General features: G+C 43.9%; 7 protein-coding genes, 2 tRNA genes, 3 rRNA genes and 1 pseudogene. 3 read left to right on the top strand and 10 right to left on the bottom strand.

Features of this window, described 5'->3' with window-relative positions; genetic code table 11:
* Positions 1–27: 27 nt before the first annotated feature.
* The 8 genes from leuC to CLIN57ABFB40_RS01990 form a co-directional block, all read right to left on the bottom strand.
* Positions 28–1,422 carry a 3-isopropylmalate dehydratase large subunit gene (gene leuC / locus CLIN57ABFB40_RS02025; RefSeq protein ID WP_175628665.1) on the bottom strand — a complete coding sequence of 465 codons (1,395 nt, stop codon included), beginning with the start codon at positions 1,420–1,422 and terminating at the stop codon, positions 28–30.
* Between the two features lie 81 nt (positions 1,423–1,503).
* Complete coding sequence (locus CLIN57ABFB40_RS02020) at positions 1,504–3,000, bottom strand: 2-isopropylmalate synthase (RefSeq protein WP_175628664.1); 1,497 nt, start codon at positions 2,998–3,000, stop codon at positions 1,504–1,506.
* A gap of 402 nt (positions 3,001–3,402) precedes the next feature.
* Positions 3,403–3,660, bottom strand: coding sequence for a hypothetical protein (locus CLIN57ABFB40_RS02015; protein WP_175628663.1), 258 nt, complete (start codon positions 3,658–3,660; stop codon positions 3,403–3,405).
* 135 nt (positions 3,661–3,795) lie between these two features.
* Positions 3,796–3,906, bottom strand: a 5S ribosomal RNA gene (gene rrf / locus CLIN57ABFB40_RS02010).
* A 73-nt stretch (positions 3,907–3,979) separates the two neighbouring features.
* Positions 3,980–6,861 (bottom strand): 23S ribosomal RNA (locus tag CLIN57ABFB40_RS02005).
* Between the two features lie 148 nt (positions 6,862–7,009).
* Positions 7,010–7,083: transfer RNA gene (locus CLIN57ABFB40_RS02000), tRNA-Ala, on the bottom strand.
* A 16-nt stretch (positions 7,084–7,099) separates the two neighbouring features.
* Positions 7,100–7,173 (bottom strand) — tRNA-Ile (locus CLIN57ABFB40_RS01995).
* A gap of 164 nt (positions 7,174–7,337) precedes the next feature.
* Positions 7,338–8,866, bottom strand: a 16S ribosomal RNA gene (locus tag CLIN57ABFB40_RS01990).
* Together the 16S, 23S and 5S rRNA genes with 2 tRNA genes alongside form the textbook arrangement of a ribosomal RNA operon.
* Before the next feature lie 1,344 nt (positions 8,867–10,210).
* Between CLIN57ABFB40_RS01990 and CLIN57ABFB40_RS01985 the strand changes: the two are divergent.
* Positions 10,211–10,492: pseudogene (locus tag CLIN57ABFB40_RS01985) on the top strand (hexokinase); the annotation flags it as partial.
* 87 nt (positions 10,493–10,579) lie between these two features.
* Here the strand turns inward: CLIN57ABFB40_RS01985 and CLIN57ABFB40_RS01980 are convergent.
* Entirely contained in the window at positions 10,580–12,571 is a 1,992-nt protein-coding gene (locus tag CLIN57ABFB40_RS01980) for a glycoside hydrolase family 97 protein (RefSeq protein ID WP_175628662.1), read from the bottom strand.
* Positions 12,572–12,728: 157 nt separating this feature from the next.
* Here CLIN57ABFB40_RS01980 and CLIN57ABFB40_RS01975 point away from each other — a divergent pair, with 157 nt between their 5' ends.
* Positions 12,729–13,892 carry an IS4 family transposase gene (locus CLIN57ABFB40_RS01975; RefSeq protein WP_175628393.1) on the top strand — a complete coding sequence of 388 codons (1,164 nt, stop codon included), beginning with the start codon at positions 12,729–12,731 and terminating at the stop codon, positions 13,890–13,892.
* A 201-nt stretch (positions 13,893–14,093) separates the two neighbouring features.
* Positions 14,094–15,608, top strand: a complete 1,515-nt coding sequence (locus CLIN57ABFB40_RS01970) for an SLC13 family permease (RefSeq protein ID WP_175628661.1) — start codon at positions 14,094–14,096, stop codon at positions 15,606–15,608.
* Positions 15,609–15,682: 74 nt separating this feature from the next.
* Here the strand turns inward: CLIN57ABFB40_RS01970 and CLIN57ABFB40_RS01965 are convergent, their stop codons facing one another.
* A complete protein-coding gene (locus CLIN57ABFB40_RS01965) occupies positions 15,683–16,969 on the bottom strand; it encodes a histidine-type phosphatase (protein WP_175628660.1) in 1,287 nt (428 codons plus the stop codon).
* Between the last annotated feature and the right edge of the window lie 39 nt (positions 16,970–17,008).

Raw genomic sequence — 17,008 nt, 5'->3', positions numbered from 1 at the left:
TTAAAGATTTACTATTTACGATTGAAATCACATCAGCTTCCTTGGGTCGGTAATCACACCTGTCACAGCCGCAGCAGCCGCTACCAACGGACTGGCAAGCAATGTACGCGCACCCGGTCCCTGACGGCCTTCGAAATTACGGTTACTGGTGGATACCGAATACTTTCCTGCCGGAATCTTGTCATCATTCATCGCCAGGCAAGCAGAGCATCCCGGCTGACGGATAGCGAAACCGGCTTCAGCCAATATCTTGTCAATACCCTCTTTACGAATCTGGGCATCCACCATCCAGGAACCCGGAACCAGCCATGCAATCACATTATCCGCTTTCTTGCGACCTTTCACCAGAGAAGCGAACGCACGGAAATCTTCGATACGACCGTTTGTACAAGCACCCAGGAATACATAGTCAATCTTCTTGCCCAGCAAAGACTCGCCCGGCCCGAATCCCATATAATCCAGTGATTTTTTGAAAGAAACCTGAGCGGCTTCTCCCATGCCCTCAGTAGTAGGAATATGCTGAGTGATACCCATGCCCATACCCGGATTCGTTCCGTAAGTAATCATCGGCTCGATATCGGCAGCATTGAAGCGGACTTCCTTATCAAATACGGCGTTATCATCACTCTTCAACGTTTTCCAATACGCCAAAGCACTCTCCCACTCTTCTCCCTTCGGAGCATTCTCACGACCTTTGATATACTCAAAAGTCACTTCATCAGGAGCGACCATGCCACCACGTGCGCCCATTTCAATAGAAAGGTTACAGAGAGTAAGGCGTCCTTCCATAGTCAGATTGCGGATAGCCGAACCTGCATATTCCACAAAGTATCCGGTAGCGCCACTGGTAGTCATCTTGGACATCATGTACAAAGCCACATCTTTTGCAGTCACTCCCTTGCCTAATTCACCGTCTACAGTGATACGCATTGTTTTCGGTCTTGACTGAAGAATACATTGCGAAGCCAGCACCATTTCCACTTCACTCGTTCCGATACCGAAAGCAATCGCTCCCATCGCACCATGGGTAGAAGTATGAGAGTCACCACAAACGATAGTCATCCCCGGCAGAGTCAGACCACGTTCCGGACCTACCACATGAATAATACCATTCTTAGGATGCATCATACCATAGTGTGCCAAACCGAAATCTTTTGCATTCTGCGTCAAAGTATCCACCTGAGTCTTAGAAATCGGATCTTCAATCGGTTTGTCCTGATCGTGAGTCGGCGTATTATGGTCAGGCATACAAAACACCTTTTCCGGACGCAATACTCCGATTCCGCGTTCACGCAATCCGGCAAAGGCTTGCGGGCTTGTTACTTCATGACAATATAAACGGTCGATATAAAGTTGTGTCGGACCATCTTCCACGGTAGTCACCACATGAGCGTCCCATATCTTATCAAATAATGTATTCATCTGTTTATTTACTATTTTACTAATTACTATTTTCTATTTTAGCCAATCTCTGTAATGCCGATACGGTTACCGGCCTGTTTTTTACGATTTGAACTTGTTGATACAGTCAATATAGGCTTCTACCGAAGCGGCGATAATATCCGTATTCGCTCCAAATCCATAATAAATCTGATTATCATACTCCACCTGCATATGTACCTTACCTACATCATCGCTTCCCTTGCTGATAGCCTGAATAGTAAATTCTTTCAGCGTCATATGACGGTCTACAATTTTCTTCAATGCTTTGATAGCTGCATCTACCGGACCGTTGCCACTGGCGCAGCCTTCAAACTTCTCACCAGCGATATTCAATCCTAGGCTAGCTACTGAACGGACACCGACACCGCTTGTCACCTGCAAGTATTCCAGTTTGATGCGATGATTCTGACTTCGGTCTGCACCTGCCAATACCAGAATATCATCATCATTAATATCCTTCTTCTTATCAGCCAGTTTCAAGAATTCTTCGTAAACCTTGTCCAGTTTTTCCTGTTCCAGTTCGACCCCGAGTATAGTCAAACGGTTCTTCAAAGCAGCACGTCCGCTACGGGCAGTCAATACGATAGAGTTGTCATCAATACCTACATCATGCGGGTCGATAATCTCATACGTCTGTACATTCTTCAACACACCATCCTGATGGATACCCGAAGAGTGAGCAAAAGCATTACGCCCTACAATAGCCTTGTTCGGCTGTACCGGCATATTCATCAGGCTGGATACCATGCGGCTGGTAGGATAAATCTTCTGCGTATTGATATTTGTCAGAATGTCGATTTCATGATGGCTCTTGATAATCATAGCGATTTCTTCGAGTGCCGTGTTTCCGGCACGTTCGCCGATACCGTTGATGGTGACTTCCACCTGGCGGGCACCATTCAAAACCCCTGCTATCGTATTGGCAGTAGCCATCCCCAAGTCATTGTGGCAATGAGTAGAAAGGATTGCATTGTCAATGCCATCTACATGGTCAATCAAGTATTTAATCTTAGCACCATACTCCGAAGGCAGGCAATAACCCGTCGTGTCCGGTATATTCACCACGGTAGCTCCCGCCTTGATAACAGCTTCTACCACACGTGCCAGATATTCGTTATCCGTACGACCGGCATCTTCTGCGTAAAACTCCACATCGTCTACAAAACGGCGGGCATATTTCACGGCAGCTACCGCCCGCTCGATAATCTCTTCACGGTTTGAGTTAAACTTATATTTAATGTGCGAGTCAGAAGTACCGATACCTGTATGGATACGCTTATGTTTTGCAAATTTCAGTGCATCTACAGCTACATCAATATCTTTTTGAACAGCACGTGTCAAAGCACAAATTGTAGGCCACGTCACCGCTTTAGAAATTTCAATTACTGAGTTAAAGTCACCCGGGCTTGAAATAGGGAATCCGGCTTCAATCACGTCTACTCCCAGCGCTTCCAATGCCTTTGCTACCTGAATCTTTTCTACCGTATTCAACTGGCATCCCGGAACCTGCTCTCCATCCCGGAGGGTGGTATCAAAAATAAATAACCTATTGTCCATATTCTTATTATATTATGTAATTATTAGCATTAAAAAAAGCCTTTCACACGTAGAAGTGAGAAAGGCTTTCGTATATCTTCATTATACACATTTACGCGCAGCACTCACTTCCACTAACCTTTGATAGTAGAATAATAATACCGCATAGTAGAATATGTACAAACATCTGATTCATTTCTTGTCTCTTTTTATGGTTCGACGGTGCAAAGGTAGAGATTATTTCGTTACCACCAAATAAAACGTTACTTTTTTATAGAATAAAATTTCATTTCATAAGTTAAACACGATTATAAGCTAAAATATATCACTAACAGAGGGGTATATTCCGTCAAATAAAAAAGGGGGAACAGAGTATTTCGTTTACTCCGTTCCCCTTTTGCCTTATCGTTCTAAATCAATAGATTATTTCTTATTGCAGCATTCTTTCTTTTCTGCACAATCAGCTTTTTTTTCGCAGTCTGCTTTTTTATCACAAGCAGCAGCACAAGAATCTTTAGCCTGGCAGCAAGAATCAGCTTCAACGACAGTAGCAGCTTCTACAGTTTCTACAGTTGCTTCTTCGCCTTCAGCAGCAGCGTTAGTCGTTTTGTTACCAGTACAAGACATCATTGCAAAAGAAAATGTTACGGCTACAGCAGCCAAAAATAATTTAGTTTTCATACCTTCAAATTTGCTTTAAACGTTTAATAAAATAATTGTCAGCGGCAAATATAGCAATTTTTTCTTAGACCACCTATAAAAGTATATAAATACAGAAAGCCTCGCTCATCAAATAGACAAGCGAGGCTTCTTCAAAAACGGCGGCTACCTACTCTCCCACTGTTACGCAGTACCATCAGCGTGACGAGGCTTAACTTCTCTGTTCGGAATGGGAAGAGGTGGAACCCTCGTGCTATAACCACCTGAATAAGGTTATGACATGATGAAAAAGTAAAATCAGCAACAGCTAAACGTATATATCGCGACACGTACAAGCTTGATAAGAAAGTGAACGGGCAATTAGTAATGCTCGGCTATGATGTTACCACCTTTACACCTGCATCCTATCAACGTCATCGTCTTTGACGACCCTAAGAAATCTAATCTTGTGGCTGGCTTCGTACTTAGATGCTTTCAGCACTTATCCAATCCCGACTTAGATACCCAGCGATGCACCTGGCGGCACAACTGGTAAACCAGCGGTCAGTCCAACACGGTCCTCTCGTACTAGTGTCAGAGCCACGCAAATTTCATACGCCCACGATAGATAGAGACCGAACTGTCTCACGACGTTCTGAACCCAGCTCGCGTGCCACTTTAATGGGCGAACAGCCCAACCCTTGGGACCTTCTCCAGCCCCAGGATGTGACGAGCCGACATCGAGGTGCCAAACCCCTCCGTCGATATGAGCTCTTGGGAGGGATCAGCCTGTTATCCCCGGAGTACCTTTTATCCTTTGAGCGATGTCCCTTCCATGCGGAAACACCGGATCACTATGCTCTAGTTTCCTACCTGATCGACGTGTCTGTCTCCCAGTCAAGCGCCCTTATGCCATTACACTCTACTGACGGTTACCAATCGTCATGAGGGCACCTTTAGAAGCCTCCGTTACACTTTTGGAGGCGACCACCCCAGTCAAACTACCCACCAAACAGTGTCCCCGCATCCACGGGTTAGAACTCAAATAATCAAAGGGCCGTATTTCAACAGCGACTCCACACAAACTGGCGTCTGCGCTTCAAAGTCTCCGGCCTATCCTACACATCAATTACCCAAATTCAATGTTAAGCTATAGTAAAGGTTCACGGGGTCTTTTCGTCCCATCGCGGGTAATCGGCATCTTCACCGATACTACAATTTCACTGAGCTCACGGTTGAGACAGTGTCCAGATCATTACACCATTCGTGCAGGTCGGAACTTACCCGACAAGGAATTTCGCTACCTTAGGACCGTTATAGTTACGGCCGCCGTTTACTGGGGCTTCAATTCAATGCTTCTCTTGCGATGACATCTCCTCTTAACCTTCCAGCACCGGGCAGGTGTCAGGCTGTATACGTGATCTTTCAATTTGGCACAGCCCTGTGTTTTTGTTAAACAGTTGCCTGGACCTATTCTCTGCGCCCTACGTCGCCGTAGGGACCCTTTATCCCGAAGTTACAGGGTCAATTTGCCTAGTTCCTTAACCGTGAATCACTCAAGCGCCTTAGTATATTCAACCCGACTACGTGTGTCCGTTTGCGGTACGGGTACCTCAAAGATTAAGTTTAGCGGATTTTCTTGGGAGTATGTTTACACGCACTATTACCGCATTCCGAAGAATTTAGTATACTATCAGGTTCGACTCTTATCCTGGATTTGCCTGGGATAATCAACGTCTACACCCTTCAACGGACTATTCCGTCAGTCCGCGACGCTGTCACTGCTCCGTCTCCACGTCACTCCTTGAGGTAGTACAGGAATATTAACCTGTTCTGCCATCGGCCTCACCGTTCGGCTGAGCCTTAGGACCCGACTAACCCTGATCCGATTAGCGTTGATCAGGAAACCTTAGTCTTTCGGCGAGGGGGTTTCTCACCCCCTTTATCGTTACTTATACCTACATTTGCTTTTCCACACGCTCCAGCAAAGCTCACGCTTCACCTTCAACGCAGAGTGGAATGCTCCCCTACCGATGTTTGCACATCCCATAGCTTCGGTAAATTGCTTGATGCCCGATTATTATCCACGCCAAACTCCTCGACTAGTGAGCTGTTACGCACTCTTTAAATGAATGGCTGCTTCCAAGCCAACATCCTAGCTGTCTTAGCAATCTGACTTCGTTAGTTCAACTTAGCAATTATTTGGGGACCTTAGCTGATGGTCCGGATTCTTCTCCTTTAGGACATGGACCTTAGCACCCATGCCCTCACTCCTGTGATAGGACTAATGCGCATTCGGAGTTTATCAAGACTTGATAGGCGGTGAAGCCCTCGCATCTTATCAGTCGCTCTACCTCACATTAGTAACTCACAAGGCTGCACCTAAATGCATTTCGGGGAGTACGAGCTATCTCCAAGTTTGATTAGCCTTTCACCCCCACCCTCAGGTCATCCGGAAGCTTTTCAACGCTTATCGGTTCGGTCCTCCAGTTAGTGTTACCTAACCTTCAACCTGCCCAAGGGTAGATCACTTGGTTTCGCGTCTACTCCTTCCGACTTATCGCCCTGTTCAGACTCGCTTTCGCTTCGGCTACAAATCTCTAGATTCTTAACCTTGCCGGAAAAAGTAACTCGTAGGTTCATTATGCAAAAGGCACGCCGTCACTGCTTAAGCAGCTCCGACCGCTTGTAGGCGCATGGTTTCAGGGACTATTTCACTCTTCTGTTCGAAGTGCTTTTCACCTTTCCTTCACAGTACTGGTTCGCTATCGGTCTCTCGGGAGTATTTAGCCTTACCGGATGGTCCCGGCAGATTCACGCAAGATTTCTCGTGTCCCGCGCTACTCAGGATACCACTACGCTTCGTTTGGCTTCGAATACCGGACTATCACCGTCTATGGTTTCATTTTCCAAAGAATTCTTCTCACCAAATTTCGTGCGACATCGTGGTCCTACAACCCCAATGTTGCCGTAACAACATTGGTTTGGGCTAATCCCCGTTCGCTCGCCACTACTTGGGGAATCATTATTATTTTCTTTTCCTACAGGTACTAAGATGTTTCAGTTCCCTGCGTTAGCCTCCATCTAGGATGGATGACATTCCTTCAGAATGTCGGGTTGTCCCATTCGGAAATCTTCGGATCAAAGGTTATTTGCACCTGCCCGAAGCTTATCGCAGCTTATCACGTCCTTCATCGCCTCCGAGAGCCAAGGCATCCGCCATGCGCCCTTGCTTACTTTCTTTCAAACTGACTTCTTAGCGTATGGAGGAATGCTTGCGCAATCTTGATACGTTAAGAACGTACGGTTCGATATATACTTTTAGCTCTTTACTAAAATTTTACTTTTTTGTTATCATCATGTCAAAGATCGTTTCTCTTTTCAGAGACTGTGGAGAATAACGGATTCGAACCGTTGACCCTCTGCGTGCAAGGCAGATGCTCTAGCCAGCTGAGCTAATCCCCCGTAAGAGTTTTCGGAGTAGTCCCAGGCAGAGTTGAACTGCCGACCTCTACATTATCAGTGTAGCGCTCTAACCAACTGAGCTATAGGACTAGTTCAACCTTGTCTACCTGTTGCGTTAGACTCGGCTTCTTTTTTCTCTTGTTTATCTCTATCTATAATTGCTATAGACGCTCGATCTATATATTATAAATAAACAAGTACCAGTAGTACAAAAACAGAACCTTGAAAAGTCATTTCGAACGACATCGCTCCAGAAAGGAGGTGTTCCAGCCGCACCTTCCGGTACGGCTACCTTGTTACGACTTAGCCCCAATTACCAGTTTTACCCTAGGACGCTCCTCGCGGTTACGTACTTCAGGTACCCCCGGCTTTCATGGCTTGACGGGCGGTGTGTACAAGGCCCGGGAACGTATTCACCGCGCCATGGCTGATGCGCGATTACTAGCGAATCCAGCTTCACGAAGTCGGGTTGCAGACTTCGATCCGAACTGAGAGAGGTTTTTGGGATTAGCATCCTGTCACCAGGTAGCTGCCTTCTGTACCCCCCATTGTAACACGTGTGTAGCCCCGGACGTAAGGGCCGTGCTGATTTGACGTCATCCCCACCTTCCTCACATCTTACGACGGCAGTCTCTCCAGAGTCCTCAGCATGACCTGTTAGTAACTAAAGATAAGGGTTGCGCTCGTTATGGCACTTAAGCCGACACCTCACGGCACGAGCTGACGACAACCATGCAGCACCTTCACACCTGCCTTGCGGCTAACATGTTTCCACGTTATTCAGGTGCAATTTAAGCCCGGGTAAGGTTCCTCGCGTATCATCGAATTAAACCACATGTTCCTCCGCTTGTGCGGGCCCCCGTCAATTCCTTTGAGTTTCACCGTTGCCGGCGTACTCCCCAGGTGGAATACTTAATGCTTTCGCTTGGCCGCTTGCTGTATATCGCAAACAGCGAGTATTCATCGTTTACTGTGTGGACTACCAGGGTATCTAATCCTGTTTGATACCCACACTTTCGAGCCTCAGTGTCAGTTGCAGTCCAGTGAGCTGCCTTCGCAATCGGAGTTCTTCGTGATATCTAAGCATTTCACCGCTACACCACGAATTCCGCCCACCTCTACTGTACTCAAGACTGCCAGTTTCAACTGCAATTTTACGGTTGAGCCGCAAACTTTCACAACTGACTTAACAATCCACCTACGCTCCCTTTAAACCCAATAAATCCGGATAACGCTCGGATCCTCCGTATTACCGCGGCTGCTGGCACGGAGTTAGCCGATCCTTATTCATATGGTACATACAAAATTCCACACGTGGAAAACTTTATTCCCATATAAAAGAAGTTTACAACCCATAGGGCAGTCATCCTTCACGCTACTTGGCTGGTTCAGACTCTCGTCCATTGACCAATATTCCTCACTGCTGCCTCCCGTAGGAGTTTGGACCGTGTCTCAGTTCCAATGTGGGGGACCTTCCTCTCAGAACCCCTATCCATCGTTGTCTTGGTGGGCCGTTACCCCGCCAACTAACTAATGGAACGCATCCCCATCTCATACCGAAATTCTTTAATAATCCGATCATGCGAAAGGACTATGCCATCGGGTATTAATCTTTCTTTCGAAAGGCTATCCCCGAGTATGAGGCAGGTTGGATACGTGTTACTCACCCGTGCGCCGGTCGCCATCTTTAGTTTGCAAGCAAACTAAAATGCTGCCCCTCGACTTGCATGTGTTAAGCCTGTAGCTAGCGTTCATCCTGAGCCAGGATCAAACTCTTCATTGTAAAAGTATTGTTAATCTGCCGTTAGGCAGGTTTTTGCTCTGTTCAGGATGCCGTACAATTTATTGACTCTTTTCAATTACCTGTGTTTCACTTGTATTGCTACATGGGAAACAAGTATTGACGGTTCTATTTTTTAACTTGTACTACTTGTATTGTTTATCAATATTTCAAAGAACTTGTCGCTTTCGTTTCAAAAGCGGGTGCAAAGGTAAGAGGTTTTATTTTAACTGCCAAACTTTTTTGGAAGTTTTTTTTGTTTTTTCTTTTCAACTCGTTTCTCAGGCTCTCTTGCGAAAGGGAAAGAATAATCATAAAAGAAAAAAAGCAAAACCGCTTTCTTTGCGAATCGGACTGCAAAGATAAGAACTTTTATTTATTTATTCCAAACTTTTTCGGAACTTTTTTTGTTTTTATCGTTAAGCGGTCCTGCGCTTTGTACACTAAGTCATTTTATCAAGGCTTTCTTCTCTTGGAAAGCGGGTGCAAAAGTACGCCCTTTTCATATATGCTCCAAATATATTCTGCTCTTTTTTCTAATTATTTTTGAATGTTTATGCTAACTCGTTGATTGATAATGATGTTGTAGAACATGTTTTTTAATAAAGGGACAGGAGTGTGAGGGGACGGGAAAGAAAGGACACCTTATTATATTCACACGTGCGCGTAAAGCGCGCACGAAACACGAAAAGAGAATGAAGAAAAAAGCAGTACTGAAGTAAGCCGAGCCATGTACTTGACTTACTCAAGTCTCCTATATCATTTCATTGAGTGTAGTACTTGTTGCAGTCAAGTCTCCTACTTGTTACAGCTAAATCTCCTACCAAATATAAAAAGTAAAAAAACGCCTTCAGCTTTCAGTTCTTCAAAAAATCCCCTTTTCATCGGTGTTTTTGGCTGAAGTCACCCCTGAATGCAAAAGTGTATAACTTAACCACGTGCCACCCACTTTTATCCGGGTGATGGATCTATATACCCCGCGTGGTGGGCATATAGATCCAGTACGGTGAGTATATATACCTACCACGGTGAATATATAGCTCTATTGGCAAGTCTGAAAAAGCTGAATGCGCTGAAAGCACTCCCCCCTGGCTACAACCTATTCTCGCAGGGGGGATTTTTTTTCGCCTTCAGCCGTTATCCCCTTCTGCCAAGGCGTTTGCGAATAAAACTGAAACGGCTGAAACCGGATTATAGCATAAAAAATCAGTAAGAGAGTTTTTAGCTAGTTTGGATACAGATAATGGGAGATTTGGTGCATTTCCGCACGGGAATGAATCAAGTTTTTAAGGATATAGCTGTGTCCTGAACCAAATCCCCCCAAGAATTACAACTGAGCCTACAAGGGCGCAATGGATTTATGGCAGGTCGGCACAGTTGGTAGCCGCTTCAATTACCGGACTTATCATGCTGTTGAAATCGTATAATAAAGATATACGGAAGATTTGCCTGGTTGCCGAAGGCAGCCTTTTTGGGAGTGAACACAGAAAAGATCAGGATTACAACGTTATCGTCGCAGAGAAATTACGGAAACTTTTCAGATTATCCGGTTTGGAAGATGTCGAAGTGGATATAAAAAGTATGAATAATGCGAATCTGATAGGAACAGGCATTGCGGCATTATCCTGATAAAAGAAATTCGATGCTGCATCAAATCCCTTGATACAGCATCGAATCCGTTTTTAAACTTTATTATAATAATCTCCTGTTATATTGTTATTTTATCTGAAGAGCAAAACCACCGCCAGGTGCCAGATGAATCTTTAACTTACCATCTTTCTTTATCGAAAGAGATTCACGTTTATAGTCACGACCGACGCGATGAGCATTTACGCCATCTTTGAACAAGGTAACGTCATACGTCTTATCATCCCCCAAGAAAGAACAGTCAACTTCTATATCACGAGCAGTCCAGTCGGTTATCCCACCTACATACCACACATTTCCTTGCCGGCGTGCAGTCACGATGTACTCTCCTATTTTACCGTCAAGAACAATGCTCTCATCCCATACGGTAGGAATCCCGGCAATAAAATCTGTTGATTCCGGTTCGCGCATATAGTTGCCCGGATTATCGCACAACATATTGAAAGGGGATTCTAAGACCACATACAGAGCCAACTGGCGGCAACGTGTGCCCTGGCTCATCGGTTCCGAATTGCAAGGATAATAATTACCTTTCGAAGCATTGCGCATAGCCCCCTGCGTATAATCCATCGGACCGGAAACCTGGCGGATAAAAGGAATCATCACATCATATTTCACCTGGTCGAGCGAAGCCGGACTCCATTTCATCTGTTCCAAACCATTCACTCCCTCAAAGTTCAGTACATTGGGATAAGTGCGGTTCATACCTGCCGGTTTATGCGTTCCGTGCAAATCGAGAATCAACTTATATTTAGCACACATCTCAGCAGCCCGATAATTGAAAGCAGTCATTTCTTGGTCGTCACGATCCATGAAATCGACTTTGAAACCTTTCACTCCCATTGCGGCATAATGACGGCAGACATTCTCCATATCACGTTCGAAAGCATAATAACCCGCCCAAAGAATGATACCTACATTTTTGGAAGCGGCATAGTCGACCAGTTCTTTCAAATCAATCTCTTTCACGACCTGCATCAAATCTGCTTGCAGATTTACCGCCCAGCCTTCGTCAAGTATCACATATTCAATGCCTTTTGTTGAAGCAAAATCAATATAGGCTTTATAAGTCGCGTTATTTACACCTGTGACAAAATCAACGCCATCCAAGTTCCAATCATTCCACCAGTCCCAAGCTACTTTGCCGGGTTTAATCCACGAGATGTCCGACAGACGTGAAGGAGCTGCCAGAAGATAACTGAGGTTGCTTGCCGCAAGGTCTTTGTCCGCAGTGGTGACGATGGCCATGCGCCACGGGAAATTACGGGGTTTATCGACTTTGGCAATATAGGCTTCGCGTTCTTTGACAAGCATTTGGAGTTTATTATGTCCACCCTGTTCTGTCCGTTTCGGGTAAGGGGCGAATGTTCCTTTCAAATTGTTTTCTCCTTTGGAGACCGACAAGTAAAGTCCCGGATAGTTTTCCAAATCGGATTCTGTGACACACAACTTGACACCTTCTCCGGCATCTACTACCAATGGCAGAAACATCAGGCGTTGTTTATTCAGCTTTGACAGTTTATCCGTGGTATAAGTATTCTCAAAAGAGTTGTAGAACTGAGAGTTAAAATCACCGTCTTTTCCAGTCTTGACATAAGGAACAGTAGCTGTCATGTCATTCGGGAAACGATAGTCCACCTCTTCATCAACCACATTGAAAGGCTTCTTTACCCTACTGACAAAGCGATAAACAATACCATCATTGTATGCACGAAATTCTATGTTCCAGTCTTTCTTGAATCGTAATGTCAGTTCATTATAATAATCTCTCAATTCACTGGCACGATAGAAAGGAGAAGACACCATCCGGTCGATGCTTTTTCTGGAAATACCGGAAAGTCTCGCTTTCTCACCCCAGACTTCTCCGTTATCCAATGTCATTGAGATGGAAGAAGCGGCAAGTATTTGCCGTCCGTTGCAAGTGATGTCATAAGTAAGTTTATCCCCCGTTGTAATAGTAGTTTGCAGTTTCCCGTTCGGGGAACTCAGCGTAATTGTTTTTTGGGCTTGTGCAATAAATACACACAACACACACATTAGTAAGACTGTCAGTTTTTTCATGGTTTTAATTATAATTGTTATTCAATCCGGTACATTAGTGTCCCGTAAAAGTGGATAAATAGTTCTTTGAAATAATTGAAATATAGTCTATTAGATACTACTTTTTAGGCGCGACGATTTGAAATCATACCTTTGAGGTCAATTAAGGTGACCTCAAATGAACCAAGATAAATATGTTTTCGCTCAGTTAGTAGAATTCTTGAACAATGATAAGTTCAGAAGACTTGTAGACAAGTATGATGGCAATCGTTATGTGAAACATTTCACTTGCTGGAGTCAGTTACTTGCAATGATGTTCGGTCAACTCAGTAATCGTGAAAGTCTTCGTGACTTGATTGTAGCTTTGGAAGCACATCAAGGAAAGCGTTATCATTTGGGATTGGGTCGTGAGCCCATTGCCAAAACTACGCTTGCATCTGCCAATCAGAATCGGGATTACAGAATCTTCGAAGATTTTGCTTTCTATATGATGAAGGAAGCATGTGAAAAACGATCGACTCACATCTTGGATATTCCAGGAAGGAAGTATGCGTTTGATTCCACTACAATTCCTTTATGTTTGGCTACATTCCCTTGGGCGAAGTTCCGTAAGAAAAAAGGTGGAGTTAAGGCTCATGTCCTTTATGACATAGAAGCACAACTTCCAGCCTTTTATACAGTAACTACAGCATCCAGGCATGATTCAACAGAAATGTCCGCAATTAATTATGAGCCAAATGCTTATTATATATTTGACAGAGCGTATGACTCGTTTAAAGAACTTTATCGGATTCATCTTACAGGTTCTTTCTTTGTAGTCAGAGCGAAGTCTAATCTGAAATGCAAGTTCTGTAAATGGAAGCGTAGAATGCCGAAAAATATCCTTTCAGATGCGGAAGTGAAACTGATAGGGTACACTTCTGGAAAGAAGTATCCTGAATCATTCAGAGTCATCCGTTTCTATGATGAAGAGGATGATCGTGAATTCACATTCCTGACGAATGCCAAACACATATCTGCACTTGATGTTGCCAATCTTTATAAGAAAAGATGGTTCGTGGAACTTTTCTTCAAATGGCTGAAACAACACCTTAAGATAAAAAGGTTCTGGGGTACTACCGAGAATGCGGTTCGAATACAGATTAGTGTTGCTATCATCACCTATTGTTTAGTAGCTATTGTACAATATGATATGCAACTGAATCGTTCAACTTATGAGGTCTTGCAGATTCTTAGCATCTCATTAACAGATAAAACGCCTTTACAAGAGCTGTTTAATAAGACTAATTTCAATGATGTCAAAGAACAATTTAATCCCCTTATTCCGGGATTATTTGATTAATTAATAACTCGTCCCGATTTTAACGGGACACTAGTGAATCCGGTACAAAAATAAAAATAATAAATTAGCAACTTGCTATAATACCTCTCCAAAAACACTTTAAAAAGACAGAACTACGAAAAAATTTCTTCACTGAATTATGACATATAGAATAAAAAGCTATTTTTGCACCGTTTTTTAATTTTATCTTAAACTAATATCATGTACAAGATTTTTCACGGCTTTCATCTGGTGGAAGCTTATCAAGATTTAAAGAAAGCCAAACGGTTGGCTAAAAGTCAAACAGCAGCCCGATGCATAAAATTAACCGTAGCTATTACCCTTTCCCTTATTTTATGGTTTCTCCCTATCGAAACATTCGGAATAGACGGGTTGACCATTATAGAACAGAGACTGATTTCTATTTTTGTCTTTGCCACGCTGATGTGGGTATTCGAAGCTATCCCTGCATGGACAACTTCCGTACTTATTGTCGTCTTACTGCTGCTTACCGTATCGGACAGCAGTTTGTGGTTTTTCACACAAGGGATTCCGGTAGCAGACCTGGGACAGACGGTCAAGTACAAATCTATCATGCACTGTTTTGCCGATCCTATCATTATGTTATTCATAGGTGGTTTTATCCTTGCCATTGCAGCAACTAAAAGCGGACTGGACGTATTGTTGGCACGTGTCATGTTACGCCCGTTCGGGACACAATCACGTTATGTATTATTAGGGTTCATTCTTGTTACGGCCGCATTTTCAATGTTCCTCAGTAACACAGCCACGGCGGCCATGATGCTTACCTTTCTCACTCCTGTATTAAAAACTCTGCCGGCAGACGGTAAAGGAAAAATCGGTCTTGCCATGGCCATCCCTGTAGCTGCCAATGTAGGAGGTATGGGAACTCCCATCGGCACACCCCCTAACGCCATTGCACTAAAATACCTGAATAATCCGGAAGGACTGAACTTGAATATCGGTTTTGGAGAATGGATGAGTTTCATGATGCCTTACACCATTCTAGTATTATTTATCGCATGGTTTATCCTCTTACGGATGTTTCCTTTCAAACAAAAGACTATCGAACTGAAAATCGAAGGGGAGGCTAAGAAGGATTGGCGTTCTATAGTGGTGTATATCACTTTTGCCATTACGGTCGTACTATGGATGTTCGACAAAGTGACGGGAGTAAATTCCAATGTAGTGGCAATGATTCCTGTAGCAGTGTTCTGTGTAACGGGAGTTATCACCAAACGCGACCTGGAAGAAATCAGTTGGAGTGTACTATGGATGGTAGCTGGCGGCTTTGCTTTGGGTGTCGCCTTACAGGAAACAGGACTTGCCAAACATATGATTGAAGCTATTCCGTTCAACACATGGCCTCCTGTACTGATGATTGTCGGCTCCGGACTGATTTGTTATGCCATGGCAAACTTCATCTCACATACGGCTACTGCCGCATTGCTTGTTCCCATTCTTGCCATTGCAGGAACCAGCATGCGCGAAAACCTTTATGCACTCGGTGGTGTAGAGACTTTATTGATTGGAGTGGCAATCGGTTCATCATTAGCAATGATATTACCTATCAGTACTCCTCCCAACGCACTGGCACATGCCACGGGCATGATTCAACAAAAGGATATGGAGAAAGTCGGCATCATTATGGGAATCATCGGACTAATACTGGGATATACTATGCTGATTATACTTGGCTCTAACAACTTATTATAAACAATCTCCTTCTACTAAGAAGAAGCTATAAAATCAAGCCCTGTGAGAATCTGTTATTCTTACAGGGCTTTTGGTTAATCTGTCTCATTCCGAGGTTTGAGAAGTATTTCTTTCGACATCGCTATCCGCTGTTTCAAATAATGCCGGACTTCTTCCCATCGATAATATGGAAAACAAGAGGTTACTACCGGAATGGATACTTCTTGCTCATTTAATAGTACTTTGATCCAGACTTCACTATTCTTATCGCGATATAATACCCATTGCACATTAGCTGCCATCGGAGCAATCTCATAATCTTTCCAATAAGCGGATACGGAATCTGATGATGCTATCTGTATATCCGTTTCTCCTATACCCATCAACGCAACAAAAGGAATGACAGTCTCCGCATGCGCAAAACGAAGATTCGCCCGATTATCCGATTGTCCGTTAATTGCCTTTTCAGTTGTTTGGATGAATTCTGAAAGTAACGGCCATGCAATAGCTACCGGCAACATATTTCCAATCGGCGCTGCACTTTTAGTCAGATATTGACGTAAATTCTGCGTTTGCCAATAATCGTACCATTCCTGATCATTGAAAATACCTTTTATGTCAAAGGACAAACCCGTATCGGGAAGTATGGCGGCTATCGAGAACAAGGTCATGACAAACTCTCGGTCCTCCTGTTCTATTTCCTGTCCGTAAGTAAGAAAAATTCTTTTTATGACAGGTGCTACCGACATCTTATCTTGTACGAATGATTCATACAAGGGAATCCAGCCTCCCTTTTCCTTATAACAGACATAAGGCTTGTTTAAATCAAAAAAACGAAGAAGAGCATCATATTGCTTTCCTGCACTCTTCTTTATGACCAATGAGGAATCCTGTTTTTCCATACCGGAAAGAAAAGCATTCATACTGCTAATGCAACGGGGAACATAAGTGGCTATGGCTTCGACCCGCGCCGAATCCGCAAATATCTCAGGATAACGTGATAACATACGTTCTGCTATTTCCTTTTGTTCCTGCTCTCCTACTGTCGACAACTCTCCCCATTTTCCTTTGAAAGCCTCGGATAGTTGTAATACCGTAACAAGCAGTTCCCGACCTTGCGCAGTCAACCTTTTCTCTTGTTCCGCCAATATAAGCACACCTTTTACTCTCTCCAATGCTTTCCCGGAAGTCGGAAACCGTGCTCCGTGCCTTCCCAAATGGTTGATATAAAAAGGAACCATACCTTCATCGTTCAAAACGGGCAAATCCTTTATCGAAGGATACGGCATAGCCGTTCCTGCATATTTCTGAATTGCGCTTTGTCCGAGTAAAAAAGTAACAGGGAAAAGCAAAACGGCTAAAAATATCAATATCGCTTTCATCCGACAGTGTATATCTTGTTTGCAGGACATAACAACCAG

The sequence above is a fragment of the Bacteroides acidifaciens genome, from assembly GCF_903181435.1.
In the GTDB taxonomy this organism is placed as follows: domain Bacteria; phylum Bacteroidota; class Bacteroidia; order Bacteroidales; family Bacteroidaceae; genus Bacteroides.
This window is presented reverse-complemented; position numbering and strand designations above follow the sequence as displayed.